The following is a 12479-nucleotide window of genomic DNA, read 5'->3' as shown; positions in this document are numbered from 1 at the left end:
TCTCGCTGCGCCGAGGCGACTCACGAAAGTCCCCGGTGCCGCCGCCCACCTGCGGTTCGACCGGGCGAGGTGCGCCCGGTCGAACCGCAACGGCGCACCACACCCATCTCACCCCCAGCCGTACCCCCACCCCCCTCAAACCGTCGCCAACAACCTCCGCAGCCAACTCACATGCGCCGCCCGGGCCGCCTGGGACACCGCCGCCTGCGGGGCGAAGCCGTCGAAGCCGTGGAAGCCGCCGGGCCAGACGTGGAGTTCGGCGATGCCGCCCGACTGCCAGAGGCGGGACGCGTAGGTGACGACCTCGTCGCGGAAGGTCTCCGCCGAGCCGACGTCGAGGAAGGCCGGGGGCAGGCCGGTGAGGTCCTCGGCCCGGGCGGGCGCGGCGTACGGCGACACGTCGGGGCCGCCGCGGCGGTCGCCGAGCAGGGCGGTCCAGCCGGTCTCGTTCGCCGTGCGGTCCCAGACGCCGACGCCGATCATCTGGTGCGCGGACGGGGTGTCGTTGCGGTCGTCGAGCATCGGGCACAGCAGCAACTGCCCGATCGGACGCGGTCCGCCGCGGTCCCGGGTGAGCAGGGCCAGCGCAGCGGACAGCCCGCCGCCGGCGCTCGCGCCCATGATCACGATCCGCTCCGGGTCACCACCGATCTCCTTCGCGTGCTCCGCCGTCCACAACAGCCCGGCGTACACGTCCTCGATCGGCGCCGGATGCGGATGCTCGGGCGCCAGCCGGTACTCCACCGACACGACCACCGCGTCCAGTTCCCGCGCGTACTCCAGCGCCCCGCTCACCCCGACCCGGTTGTCGCCGAGCACCATGCCGCCGCCGTGCACGTGATAGATAACCGGCAGCGGTCCGGCCGTCGCGGGTGCCGTCGGGCGACAGATCAGCAGCGAGATCTCGGGCTCGCCGACCGGTCCGGCCACTTCCCTGTCCTCGACGGAGAAGGCCCCGTCCAGGGTCAGATCCACCTCGGCCAACTGTGTGATCCCCGGACCCCGCCGGATCTCCTCGATGTCCTCCAGGGACATACCGGGCGAGATGAACTCCTTGATCAACTCCAGCGCCCCGGCGAGTTCCGGGTCGAACGGGGGCGGTGGCGGCACGGACGACGTCATGTGCTTCTCCTGACACTGGGCGCTGCGGCTCGTACGGCCATCCTCCGCGCGTACGCCCCTGATCCGCGCACCGCCGTCCGGCGGAACCTCTCCGCCGGACGGCGGGTGCCTTGCCAGGACGTGATCTGTTGTTCACCTGCGGGACGTGGAAGTGATCCCTTACGCCGACAACGATGTCCAAACCCTCATGGATCACCCCATCCGTGCCACTAACCATCTCCCCCCACCCCCGTACCAGGAGCACCACCCGTGAACATCTCCCTGACCACCTGGCTGCTGACGATCGTCGCCCTGTGCGCACTCGTCGGCGTCGACTTCCTCATCGGCCGCAAGCCGCACGACGTGTCCATCAAGGAAGCCGGCATCTGGACCGTGGCCTGGGTCGTCCTGGCCTGTCTGTTCGGGCTCGGACTGCTCTTCTACGGCGGGAGCGGACCGACCGGGGAGTTCTTCGCCGGGTACATCACCGAGAAGTCGCTCAGCGTCGACAACCTCTTCGTCTTCGTGCTGATCATGGGCAAGTTCGCGGTGCCCTCGCAGTACCAGCAGCGCGTCCTGATGGTCGGCGTCCTCATCGCCCTGGTGCTCCGCGCCGGCTTCATCGCGGCAGGCGCCGCGATCATCTCCACGTTCTCCTGGGTGTTCTACCTCTTCGGCGCGTTCCTGATCTGGACCGCCTGGAAGCTCGTCCAGGACGCCCGCAAGGGTCACGACAACGAGGAGTACGAGGAGAACAAGCTCCTCAAGATCGCCGAGCGCCGCTTCGGCGTGGCCGACCGCTACCACGGCACCAAGCTGTTCATCACGGAGAACGGCAAGCGGATCATGACCCCGATGCTGGTCGTGATGCTCGCCATCGGCTCCACCGACGTCCTCTTCGCGCTCGACTCCATCCCCGCGATCTACGGCCTCACCCAGGACCCGTACATCGTCTTCACCGCCAACGCCTTCGCCCTGATGGGCCTGCGGCAGCTCTACTTCCTCATCGGCGGCCTGCTGAAGAAGCTGGTCCACCTCAGCTACGGCCTGTCGATCATCCTCGGCTTCATCGGCGTCAAGCTGGTGCTGCACGCCCTGCACGAGTCCGGGGTGCACGTCCCGCAGATCTCCATCCCCTTCTCCCTCGGCTTCATCGTGCTGGTCCTCGCGGTGACGACGTTCACCAGCCTGCGCGCCACGAGGACGCAAAGCGCTTGACTTCGAGAACGCTCGAACACCTACCGTCACGAGGGACGGTGAAGGTCCGGGCGAACTGTGGAACGGAGTCGGACATGCGGGTCGGCGTACACATCAACCGCTTCAACCATCCCGGAGGGCCCGCGGCGATCGGGTCCGAGCTGGCCGCGGCGGGCGCCGCGGCCGAGGCGGCGGGCGTCAGCTGGCTCTCCGTGATGGACCACTACTTCCAGATGGAGTTCAACGGCGGCGCCGAGGACGCCATGCTGGAGGCCTACACGACCCTGGGCTTCCTGGCCGGCCACACCTCCACGGTCCGGCTCGGCGCGCTGGTGACCGGTGTGACGTACCGGAATCCGGGGCTGCTCGCGAAGATCGCCACCACGCTCGACGTCCTGTCCGGCGGCCGGGCCACGCTGGGCATCGGGGCGGCCTGGTACGACCGTGAGCACCACGGTCTCGGCGTGCACTACCCGCCGGTCGCGGAGCGTTTCGAGCGGCTGGAGGAGACCCTGCGGATCTGCCTCCAGATGTGGGACCCGGAGGCGAACGGCCCCTTCGAGGGCCAGCACTACCGGCTGGCCGAGACCCTGTGCGTGCCCGCGCCGGTCAGCAGCCCGCACCCCGAGATCATGATCGGCGGGGGCGGCGAGAAGAAGACGCTGCGCCTGGTCGCCCAGTACGCGGACGCCTGCAACCTGATCGTGGCGACACCGGAGGAGCTGCGGCACAAGCTCGAGGTGCTGCGCGGTCACTGCGACCGGCTGGGGCGCGACTACGACCGTATCCGCAAGACGATCGTCCACACCGGCGAGTCGGTCACCACGGGGGACACCGACGCCTTCCTGCGGGAGATCACCGGCTTCACGAAGCTCGGGATCGACACGGTGATCCTGGGCCCGCGCACCGGCGAACCGGCCGAGTGGATCGAGCGGTTCGTGGCGCCGGCGGTACCGCGCCTGGCCGAGCTGGACTGACCTCAACCGACGTGACAGGGGCCGGAGTTCACATGAACTCCGGCCCCTGTCATGGTGAAGCGAGGTGCCCGGATCAGGCGGCGACGGCCTCGCCCGCGTGGCCCTTCAGCGCGGCGAGGACCTCGGTCAGCTGGGCGACGACCTCGGCGTCCTCGGACGGGTGGGTCTCGGCGAAGCGGACCACGGAGCCGGGGATCGAGAGCTTGAGCTCCTCGATCACCTTGCCGCCGGCGATGCCCACGGCCTTGCGGGCCTCGTCCTGCGCCCACACGCCGCCGAACTGGCCGTACGCGGTGCCGACCACGACGACCGGCTTTCCGCCGAAGCCGCTGGCGCCGTAGGGGCGGGACAGCCAGTCGATGGCGTTCTTCAGGACGGCCGGGATGGTGCCGTTGTACTCGGGGGAGAAGAAGAGGAACCCGTCCGCCGCACCGGCGGCGGCGCGCAGCTTGGCGGCGGCGGCCGGGACATCGCCCTCGACGTCGATGTCCTCGTTGTAGAACGGGATGTCGGCGAGACCCTCGAAGATCTCGATGTCGGCGCCCTCGGGCGCGAACTTCACGGCGGCCTCGGCGAGCTGGCGGTTGTGCGAGCCGGCACGCAGGCTGCCGACGAGCGCGAGGATACGAACAGACATGGGGGACTCCAAGAGGGGGGCTGAAACACTGCCGTTACGATCCGGACCGAGGTCCGCTTAAAAGTTGTATCAGCCTAAGCGGACCGCGGTCCAGTTTTCTTCCCGGTGCTTTACGCTGTCTTCATGTCCAGCGCCCTGCCCCCCTTCCCGAAGCCCGAGGAGTCCATAAGCGAACCCCAGTTGCTGGAGGTCCGCTCCTACGCCGACGAGCCCTGCCTGCGCGCCGACGCGGCCCGCAACCGCGCCAAGCTGCTGGAGGCCGCCGCCCGGCTGATCGCCGAGCACGGAGTGGCCGGCGTCACCATGGAGGCCGTGGCCGCCGCCGCCGAGGTCGGGAAGGGGACGGTGTTCCGCCGCTTCGGCGACCGCACCGGCCTGTTGATGGCGCTGCTCGACCACTCCGCGCAGACGCTCCAGGCCGACTTCCTGGGTGGCCCGCCCCCGCTGGGCCCCGGAGCCCCGCCCGTCGAGCGGCTGCGCGCCTTCGGCGTGGCGGTGCTGTACCGCAGCGCCGAGCAACTGGACCTGCAACTGGCCGCCCAGCCGGAGCCCACCCGGCGGTTCGCCCACTCCGCGCTGCGGGCGCTGCGCACCCACGTCATGGTGCTGCTGCGGCAGATCGTGCCGGACGCCGACTGCGAGCTGCTCTCCCAGACGCTCATGGCGTATCTCGACCCCGCCCTGATCAACCATCTGACCAGGCAGTGCGGGATGCCGATGGAGCGCCTGGAGGCGGGCTGGATCGACCTCGTCGCACGCGTGACCAGGACTCAACCGCCCTGCTGAGTGGGCCGGTTGGGCTGTGCGAGGCTCAGCCGTGGTGCTCGCTTCGGCCACCGCGGGAGCTGGAGATACCGAGCATGTGCCCCGGCTCGGGCGCCGTGCCCGCTCAGCCGTCGTGCCTGGCGAAGAAGCCGCGCGTGTCCTCCGGCTCAGGCGCCGTGCCTGGCGAAGCGGTCGAGTATGTGCTCCGGCTCAGCCGTCGTGCCCGGCGAAGAAGCCGCGCGTGTCCTCCGGCTCAGGCGCCGTGCCTGGCGAAGCAGTCGAGTATGTGCTCCGGCTCAGCCGCCGTACCCGGCGAAGAAGCCGCGCGTGTCCCCCGGCTCAGGCGCCGTGCCTGGCGAAGCAGTCGAGCATGTGCCCCGGATCGGCCGCCGCTCCCGGCGAAGCAGCCGCGTATGTCCTCCGGATCGGCCGCCGTGCCCGGCTCAGCCGTCGTGGCTTGCGAAGAAGTCGAGCATGCCCTGCGGGGCGTCCTCGCCGAACATCAGGACGCCGTTCGCCGCCGACTCGGCCGCCGATTCCTCGCTGCGCGGGAAGAGCTTCTCCTCGTACGCGGCCAGCGCGGCCTCGGTGTCGCCCGGGTGCGCGGCCAGCGCCTGGCCCAGTTCGGCCCCGTCGAGCATGGCCAGGTTGGCGCCCACGCCCGCGAACGGTGACATCAGATGGGCCGCGTCGCCCAGCAGCGTGACCCCGGGCACCCGCGCCCAGCGGTGCCCGATCGGCAGGGCGTGGATCTGCCGCGGGGTCAGCGGCCCGTCCGCGTCGCCGAGCAGTGCCCGCAGGCTCTTGTCCCAGTCCGTGAAGTGCTCCAGGGTGTACGCCTTCGCCGCCTCGGTGTCCGTGAAGTCGACGTCGGCGAACGCGTCCTCGGGCACGGCGAGCGCCACGTAGATGTGCAGGCTCCCGTCGGTCTCGCGGTGGGCCAGGAAGCCCTTGCCCGCGCCGAGCGCCATCAGCATGCCGCCGCCGACGACCTCGGCGCTCACGGGATGCCGTACGGCGGCGTCCGGAAGGTCCACCTCGACGAACGAGATGCCGGTGTACGCGGGCCGCGCGTCCGAGAGCAGGGGCCGCACCTTGGACCAGGCGCCGTCCGCGCCGATCAGCAGATCGGTGGTGAAGGAGGTACCGTCCGCGAGCGTCACCTCGTGCCGGCCGGCGTCGAGCGGGCGGGCGCCGGTGATCTTCGCGCCCCAGCGGACGGTGCCGTCGGGCAGCGAGCCGAGCAGGAGATCGCGGAGCTGGCCGCGGTCGACCTCGGGGCGCCCGCCGGTGCCGTCGTCGGGGTCGTCCAGAAGGACCGTGGCGGTCTTGTCCAGGACGCGGGTGGCCTCGCCGCCCGGGTTGACCAGCGCGCGGAACTCGTCGTACAGGCCCGCCGCGCGCAGTGCCGGCTGGCCCGAGTCCTCGTGGATGTCGAGCATGCCGCCCTGGGTGCGTGCGGCGGGGGAGGCGTCGAGGTCGAAGACGGCCGCCTCGATGCCGTTGACGTGCAGGACCCGGGCGAGCGTGAGCCCGCCGAGTCCGCCGCCGATGATCGCTACGGGGTGGTGGTGTGTGGTGGTCATGATGGCCTCCTCGAGGCGAAGTCGCCGTGAAACGGCGTCAGTTGGGGGGAACGGCGTCGGTCGGGGGAACGGCGGTCCGCTCGATCCCGTTGATCAGTGCCTGGAACCGCCAGGACAGACGGGCCAGGGGCGCCCCCGCGAGCAGGTCGCCGGAGCGGGCCGCGAGGTGCGGGTGGGTCCGGGCGGACGCGTTGCGCACGGCGTCGGTCAGGGCGTCCCAGTCGTCGCGGGTGGTGTCGTCGTCCGCGTGTTCGGCGGCCGTCGCGGTGGCCTGCTGGAGCAGCAGGTCCACGCCCCACGCGGCCTGCGCCGGTGGGACGCCGCCCTCGTCGAGCAGGGCCAGCAGGGTCTCGATCAGGTTCAGGTAGTGCGGGCCGCTGGGCCAGGCCGTCAGCGCCGAACGGGCGAGGCTCGGGTGCTCGAAGAGCATGGCGGTGTACGCCGTGAGCACCTGCTCCAGCCGCTCACGCCAGGAACCCTCGGTGGGCGCGGGACCGATCGTGCCGAGCAGCTCGTCCAGGACCGCCGCGTGCAGCTCCGCGGTGTTGCGGACGTACACGTACAACGAGGCCGGACCGGTGTCGAGCTCCTGGGCCAGGCGCCGCATGGTGACCTTGTTCAGACCCTCCGCGCGGAGGACCGTCAGCGCGGCGGCGACGATGCCCTCCCTGCTCAGGGCGGGTTTCGCCGGTCGGTCACGGCGGCTGCGCGGAGTGTCGGGGCGAGCTGTCATGCCTCCACGATAACGAACATGTTCGCTCCGAACAAGTTCGTGACGAACATGTTCGTAAAATACCGGACCATGCTGCTCTCGTGACGGCCGTTCCCCCGCCGCACTCTTCGGCCCCGGCTTCTGCCAAGATGCCGTACGTCATGGTGCAGATACCGAAAACGCCCGCAGCTTTGTCGCCCGCACCGCGCTCCGTTCCCACGAGCGCCGATGTGGCCCGGCTGGCCGGCGTCTCACGCGCGACCGTCTCCTACGTCCTCAACAACACCAGCGCCGTACGGATCAGCGAACCCACCCGTCGCCGTGTCCACGAGGCCGCCAAGGAACTCGGGTACGTCCCGCACGCGGCGGCCCGCAGCCTGCGCGCCGGGCACAGCCGGATGGTGCTGATGCCGGCGCCGACCGTGCCGGTGGGACTGCTCTACAGCCAGTTCATGGCCGAACTCCAGTGGGCGCTCAGCCGCCTCGACTACACGGTCGTGCAGCACGGCTCCGTCGGGCTGCACGGCGACGAGGCCGCCCGCGCCTGGGCCGAACTCCGCCCGGTCGCCGTCCTGGTGCCCGGCGCCGGACTCGGCCCGCAGGGCGTCGCCGTCCTCAAGCGCTCCGGCGCCCGGGCCGTCCTCACGCTCGGCCCCGAGCGGGTCGAGGGCGCCCACGCCCTCCTCCTGGACCATGTGAGCGTCGGCCACCAAGCCGGCACGCATCTGTACGGCCGCGGCCGGCGCCGGATCGGTGTCGTCGTACCCGAGGAGCCCGGCCTGGAGGCGTTCTCCCGCCCCCGCCTCGAAGGCGTGCGCCGTGCGCTGCTCGACACGGACGCCACGGTGACCGAACTCCCGCTCGCCTACAGCGAGGAGAGTGCCGCCAAGGTGGCCGCGGGCTGGCGCGGGCTCGGTCTCGACGCCGTGTTCGCGTACAACGACGAGTACGCGATGCTGCTGATGCGCGCCCTCCAGGACGAGGGCATCCGTATCCCCGAGGACACGGCCGTGATCGGCGCCGACGACCTGATGATCGGCCGGCTGCTGCGCCCGCGTCTGAGCAGCGTCCACATCCAGCTGCCGTCCGGCCGCGACCTCGCCGAACTGGTCGACAACGCGGTCCGCGACCCCGGCGCCCTGCCCGGTACGCACGAACTGCTCGGCGCCTCGGTGGTGCACCGCGACTCCACCTGATCCGGGCCGACCCGGGCCGGTGAACCGCGCCCGGGGCGAAACGGCCGTACGCGACTAGAATGTTGCGTGCTCAACCACGGGGATGCGTGCGACCACCGGACGCGGCTCCCAGGGCTGCGCCGGATCGCCGCATCCCGCCACGCGGCCGCTCAACCGGCCGCGCAGACACGGGACTTGCGCCGCCCCGGGCGGGTCCCGCCGGTGACGGATCGGAGAACCGCCATGCCGCTGCTCGACTCCAAGACCTGGCAGCCCCGCCCCCTGTCGGGCCCCGAGTACCCGGTCACCGAGCCCGCCACCGGCGACACGCTCGGTACCGTCACGCTCGCCGCCGCCGAGGACATACGGCCGGCGGTGCGTGCGGCCCTCGCCGCGCAGGCTGAATGGGCGCGTGTCCCGCACTTCGTCCGCGCCGGTGTGCTGCGCAGGGCCGGTGACCTGTTCGCCGCGCACGCCGAGGAGTTGCGCGAGTGGCTCGTGCGGGAGTCCGGGTCGATCCCCGGCAAGGCGGACTTCGAACTGCACGTCGCCGCCCAGGAGTGCTACGAGGCCGCCGCGCTCGCCTCCCGCCCCGCAGGCCAGGTCCTCCCCACGGAGGCGCCCCGGCTGTCGTACACCCGCCGCATCCCGGTCGGCGCCGTCGGCGTGATCGCGCCGTTCAACGCCCCGCTGATCCTCTCCATCCGCTCGGTCGCCCCGGCGCTCGCGCTCGGCAACGCGGTCGTCCTCAAGCCGGACCCGCGCACGGCGGTCTGCGGGGGACTCTCGCTCGCGGCGGTCTTCGCGGAGGCGGGCCTGCCCGACGAGTTGCTCCAAGTCCTGCCCGGCGGCGCCGAGGTGGGGGCCGCGCTGGTCGCCGACCCGCAGGTGCCGGTCATCTCCTTCACGGGCTCAACCGCCGCCGGGCGCGCGGTCGGTGAGGCGGCGGGGCGTCATCTCAAGCGCGCGCACCTGGAGTTGGGCGGGAACTCGGCCCTGATCGTGCTGGCGGACGCCGACCTGGACGCGGTGATCTCGACGGCCGCCTGGGGTTCGTTCTTCCACCAGGGCCAGATCTGCATGACGACCGGCCGCCATCTCGTGCACGAGTCGCTCTACGAGGAGTACGTCGAACGCCTCGCCGCCAAGGCCGACCTGCTCGCCGTGGGCGACCCGCACCGTGCGCAGGTCCACCTCGGCCCGATCATCGACGCGGCCCAACTGGCCAAGATCCACGGCCTCGTCGAGGCCAGCACGGCAAGTGGCGCCAGGCTGGCGGCCGGTGGCACGCACGAGGAGCTCTTCTACCGGCCGACCGTCCTCGCCGGCGTCGACGACGACACCCCCGCCTACGCGGAGGAGGTCTTCGGCCCGGTGGCGCCGGTACGGTCCTTCGCCACCGCCGACGAGGCGGCGGCGCTGGCCGCGGCCGGGCCGTACGGACTGTCGCTCGGGATCGTCACACGCGACAGCGCCCGCGGCCTGGATCTGGCCGAACGCATCCCCACCGGGATCGTCCACATCAACGACCAGACCGTGAACGACGAGGCCGTGGCCCCCTTCGGCGGGGTCGCCGCGTCCGGCACCGGCGCCCGCTTCGGCGGCGAGGCCAACCTGGAGGCCTTCACCGACGTGCGCTGGACGACGGTGCGCGGGGACGTGGCGTCGTACCCCTTCTAGTGCTTCGTGCGCCTTCTGGTGCTTTCGTGCGCCTTCCAGTACTGGAGAAGGGGCTTACTTGCCGTTCTGCTCGGCCTGCGCCTGCTGCTCGGCGACCGACTTGCGGACCTCGTCCATGTCGAGCTTGCGGGCCTGGCCGATGACGTCCGTCAGGGCGGCCTCCGGCAGCGCGCCGGGCTGGGCGAACACGGCGACACGGTCACGCACGATCATCAGCGTGGGGATCGACTGGATGCCGAAGGCCTGCGCCAGCTCGGGCTGGGCCTCGGTGTCGATCTTGCCGAAGACGAGGTCGGGGTTGTCCTCGGCCGCCTTCTCGTAGACCGGGGCGAACTGACGGCACGGCCCGCACCAGGACGCCCAGAAGTCGATCAGGACGAAGTCGTTGTCCGTGACCGTCTGGTCGAAGTTCTCCTTGGTGAGCTCCACGGTGCTGCTGCTCATGACGTGATTCCCTACTTCCTCGATGTGGGGGCGAAGCCGTCCCGGACAACACGGTCGTCCGGTCCCGTATTCCGCGCCCCTACCCGTGTGGCCTCAGCGCACACCACCCAGCAGACTGGCCCCATGACGGAAACGGAATCCATCGAGTACGACGTCGTGGTGGTCGGGGCCGGGCCCGTGGGGGAGAACGTCGCCGACCGCACCCGTGCGGCCGGTCTCTCCACCGCGATCGTGGAGAGCGAACTCGTCGGCGGCGAGTGCTCGTACTGGGCGTGCATGCCCAGCAAGGCCCTGCTGCGCCCGGTGATCGCCCGCGCCGACGCGCGCCGCGTGCCCGGCCTCGGCCACCTCGTCCAAGGCCCCCTCGACACCGCCGCGGTGCTCGCCCACCGCGACTACGAGACCTCGGGCTGGAAGGACGACGGCCAGGTCCAGTGGCTCGACGGCATCGGTGCCGACCTCTACCGCGGCCAGGGCCGCCTCGACGGCCCCCGCCGGGTGACGGTGACGGGCCCCGACGGCGTACGGCACGTCCTCACGGCCCGGCACGCGGTCGCCGTGTGCACCGGCACCCGAGCCCTCCTCCCCGACCTGCCCGGACTCGCCGACGTCGGGCCGTGGACCAGCCGCGAGGCCACCAGCGCCAAGGCCGCGCCCGGCCGGCTGATCGTGGTCGGCGGCGGGGTCGTCGCCGTCGAAATGGCCACCGCCTGGCAGGCGTTGGGCTCCCGGGTCACCCTCCTCGTCCGCGGCAAGGGCCTGCTGCCCCGCATGGAGCCCTTCGCCGGCGAACTGGTCGCCGACGCGCTCGCCGAGGCCGGCGTCGACCTGCGCACGGGCACCTCGGTCACCTCGGTGACCCGCGAGAACGGCACCGTCGTCGCCGTCACCGACACCGGCGACCGCATCGAGGCCGACGAGATCCTCTTCGCCACCGGACGCGTTCCGCAGACCGACGACATCGGCCTCGACACGATCGGCCTGGAACCGGGCTCCTGGCTGACGGTGGACGACTCCCTGCGCGTCCAGGACAGCGACTGGCTGTACGCGGTCGGCGACGTCAACCACCGCGCCCTCCTCACCCACCAGGGCAAGTACCAGGCACGCATCGCGGGCGCCGCGATCGCCGCCCGTGCCGAGGGCGTCCCGCTGCTGGAGACCGACCCGTGGGGCGCCCACGCGGCCACCGCCGACCACGACGCCGTACCCCAGGTCGTCTTCACCGACCCGGAGGCGGCGGCCGTCGGCCTCTCCCTCGCCGAGGCCGAAGCGGCCGGCCACCGCGTCCGCGCGGTCGACGTCGAGTTCTCCTCGGTGGCGGGCGCCGGCCTCTACGCCGACGGCTACCGAGGCCGCGCCCGCATGATCGTCGACCTCGACGAGGAGATCCTGCGCGGCGTCACCTTCGTAGGCCCCGGTGTGGGCGAACTGATCCACTCCGCGACCATCGCGGTGGCCGGCCAGGTCCCGATCAACCGCCTGTGGCACGCGGTCCCGTCCTACCCGACCATCAGCGAGGTCTGGCTCCGCCTCCTGGAGGCCTACCGGGGCTGAACACCCCTGATCTCCTACGGCAGTTGAAAGCCGCTCCGCTACGGCAGCTCGAAGCCGAGCGCAGCCGACGCCAGGTCCGGTGCCGGCTGCGCCCAGCGCTCCGCCATCGCCTCGTTCGAGGACAGTGAGCGCAGTTCGGCCCGGTCCAGGTAGAGCAGGCCGTCGAGGTGGTCCGTCTCGTGCTGGACGATCCGCGCGGGCCACCCGGTGAACACCTCGTCCACCGCCCGCCCGTGCTCGTCCTGCCCGGTCAGCCGCACCGAGGCGTGCCGCGCGACCACCGCCTGCCAGCCCGGCACACTCAGACACCCCTCGAAGAACGCGGCCCGCTCCTCACCGACGGGCGCGTACGCCGGATTGACCAGCACCCGGAACGGCTGCGGCACCCGCCCGCGCACCACCCGCACCTCGTCCGGCACCGGCGCGGGATCCTCGATCACCGCGATCCGCAGCTCCACCCCGACCTGCGGGGCCGCGACCCCCACCCCCGGCGCGGCATGCATGGTCACGCGCAGGGCCTCGATGAACCGGGCCAGCAGCGCGGGTTCCAACTGACCGTCGAACGGCTCGGTACCGCGCCTGAGCACCGGGTCACCGGCCGCGACGATGGGCAACGGACCGCCGCCGGCGAGGAGTTCCTCGACCCGCTCG

At 71.7% G+C, this 12479-nt stretch carries 12 protein-coding genes; 6 read left to right on the top strand and 6 right to left on the bottom strand.

The window, feature by feature from the left end; all coding sequences use genetic code 11:
- Window positions 1–135: 135 nt before the first annotated feature.
- Window positions 136–1122, bottom strand: a complete 987-nt coding sequence (locus JHN63_RS37715) for an alpha/beta hydrolase (protein ID WP_200689522.1) — start codon at window positions 1120–1122, stop codon at window positions 136–138.
- A gap of 249 nt (window positions 1123–1371) precedes the next feature.
- Here JHN63_RS37715 and JHN63_RS37710 point away from each other — a divergent pair, with 249 nt between their 5' ends.
- Both JHN63_RS37710 and JHN63_RS37705 read left to right on the top strand, forming a co-directional pair.
- Complete coding sequence (locus tag JHN63_RS37710; protein WP_200689521.1) at window positions 1372–2319, top strand: TerC family protein; 948 nt, start codon at window positions 1372–1374, stop codon at window positions 2317–2319.
- 74 nt (window positions 2320–2393) lie between these two features.
- The gene (locus tag JHN63_RS37705) at window positions 2394–3275 is read left to right on the top strand and encodes an LLM class F420-dependent oxidoreductase (RefSeq protein ID WP_200689520.1); all 882 of its coding nucleotides are present in this window, start codon (window positions 2394–2396) and stop codon (window positions 3273–3275) included.
- A 73-nt stretch (window positions 3276–3348) separates the two neighbouring features.
- Here the strand turns inward: JHN63_RS37705 and JHN63_RS37700 are convergent, their stop codons facing one another.
- On the bottom strand, window positions 3349–3912 hold the full coding sequence (locus JHN63_RS37700) for an NAD(P)H-dependent oxidoreductase (RefSeq protein ID WP_200689519.1): 564 nt from the start codon (window positions 3910–3912) through the stop codon (window positions 3349–3351).
- Window positions 3913–4017: 105 nt separating this feature from the next.
- On the opposite strand from JHN63_RS37700, the gene JHN63_RS37695 reads away from it, so the two are divergent.
- Entirely contained in the window at window positions 4018–4698 is a 681-nt protein-coding gene (locus JHN63_RS37695) for a TetR/AcrR family transcriptional regulator (protein ID WP_200689518.1), read from the top strand.
- A 422-nt stretch (window positions 4699–5120) separates the two neighbouring features.
- Here the strand turns inward: JHN63_RS37695 and JHN63_RS37690 are convergent, their stop codons facing one another.
- Window positions 5121–6263 (bottom strand): NAD(P)/FAD-dependent oxidoreductase, encoded by a 1143-nt coding sequence (locus JHN63_RS37690; protein ID WP_200689517.1) that lies wholly within the window; start codon window positions 6261–6263, stop codon window positions 5121–5123.
- Between the two features lie 37 nt (window positions 6264–6300).
- Window positions 6301–6996 carry a TetR/AcrR family transcriptional regulator gene (locus JHN63_RS37685; RefSeq protein WP_200689516.1) on the bottom strand — a complete coding sequence of 232 codons (696 nt, stop codon included), beginning with the start codon at window positions 6994–6996 and terminating at the stop codon, window positions 6301–6303.
- 140 nt (window positions 6997–7136) lie between these two features.
- On the opposite strand from JHN63_RS37685, the gene JHN63_RS37680 reads away from it, so the two are divergent.
- Both JHN63_RS37680 and JHN63_RS37675 read left to right on the top strand, forming a co-directional pair.
- Window positions 7137–8171, top strand: coding sequence for a LacI family DNA-binding transcriptional regulator (locus JHN63_RS37680; RefSeq protein WP_200689514.1), 1035 nt, complete (start codon window positions 7137–7139; stop codon window positions 8169–8171).
- A gap of 222 nt (window positions 8172–8393) precedes the next feature.
- Complete coding sequence (locus JHN63_RS37675; RefSeq protein WP_200689512.1) at window positions 8394–9830, top strand: benzaldehyde dehydrogenase; 1437 nt, start codon at window positions 8394–8396, stop codon at window positions 9828–9830.
- A gap of 54 nt (window positions 9831–9884) precedes the next feature.
- Here JHN63_RS37675 and trxA read toward each other — a convergent pair whose 3' ends face one another.
- The gene (gene trxA / locus JHN63_RS37670; RefSeq protein ID WP_200689509.1) at window positions 9885–10274 is read right to left on the bottom strand and encodes a thioredoxin; all 390 of its coding nucleotides are present in this window, start codon (window positions 10272–10274) and stop codon (window positions 9885–9887) included.
- A 123-nt stretch (window positions 10275–10397) separates the two neighbouring features.
- On the opposite strand from trxA, the gene JHN63_RS37665 reads away from it, so the two are divergent.
- Entirely contained in the window at window positions 10398–11828 is a 1431-nt protein-coding gene (locus tag JHN63_RS37665) for an NAD(P)/FAD-dependent oxidoreductase (protein WP_200689507.1), read from the top strand.
- Between the two features lie 38 nt (window positions 11829–11866).
- Here JHN63_RS37665 and JHN63_RS37660 read toward each other — a convergent pair.
- On the bottom strand, window positions 11867–12479 hold a 613-nt coding region (locus JHN63_RS37660), incomplete at its 5' end, for a peptide deformylase (protein WP_234478294.1).

The sequence above is a fragment of the Streptomyces sp. MBT65 genome (assembly GCF_016612545.1).
Taxonomy (GTDB): domain Bacteria; phylum Actinomycetota; class Actinomycetes; order Streptomycetales; family Streptomycetaceae; genus Streptomyces.
Note: the sequence above shows the minus strand (reverse complement) of the source record. Positions and strands in the feature narration are given on the sequence as shown.

Coding starts and splice junctions, on each gene's coding strand:
- JHN63_RS37715 (WP_200689522.1), bottom strand. CDS start 1,122: ATGACGTCGTCCGTGCCGCCACCGCCCCCGTTCGACCCGGAACTCGCC.
- JHN63_RS37705 (WP_200689520.1), top strand. CDS start 2,394: ATGCGGGTCGGCGTACACATCAACCGCTTCAACCATCCCGGAGGGCCC.
- JHN63_RS37700 (WP_200689519.1), bottom strand. CDS start 3,912: ATGTCTGTTCGTATCCTCGCGCTCGTCGGCAGCCTGCGTGCCGGCTCG.
- JHN63_RS37690 (WP_200689517.1), bottom strand. CDS start 6,263: ATGACCACCACACACCACCACCCCGTAGCGATCATCGGCGGCGGACTC.
- JHN63_RS37685 (WP_200689516.1), bottom strand. CDS start 6,996: ATGACAGCTCGCCCCGACACTCCGCGCAGCCGCCGTGACCGACCGGCG.
- JHN63_RS37680 (WP_200689514.1), top strand. CDS start 7,137: ATGGTGCAGATACCGAAAACGCCCGCAGCTTTGTCGCCCGCACCGCGC.
- JHN63_RS37675 (WP_200689512.1), top strand. CDS start 8,394: ATGCCGCTGCTCGACTCCAAGACCTGGCAGCCCCGCCCCCTGTCGGGC.
- trxA (WP_200689509.1), bottom strand. CDS start 10,274: ATGAGCAGCAGCACCGTGGAGCTCACCAAGGAGAACTTCGACCAGACG.
- JHN63_RS37665 (WP_200689507.1), top strand. CDS start 10,398: ATGACGGAAACGGAATCCATCGAGTACGACGTCGTGGTGGTCGGGGCC.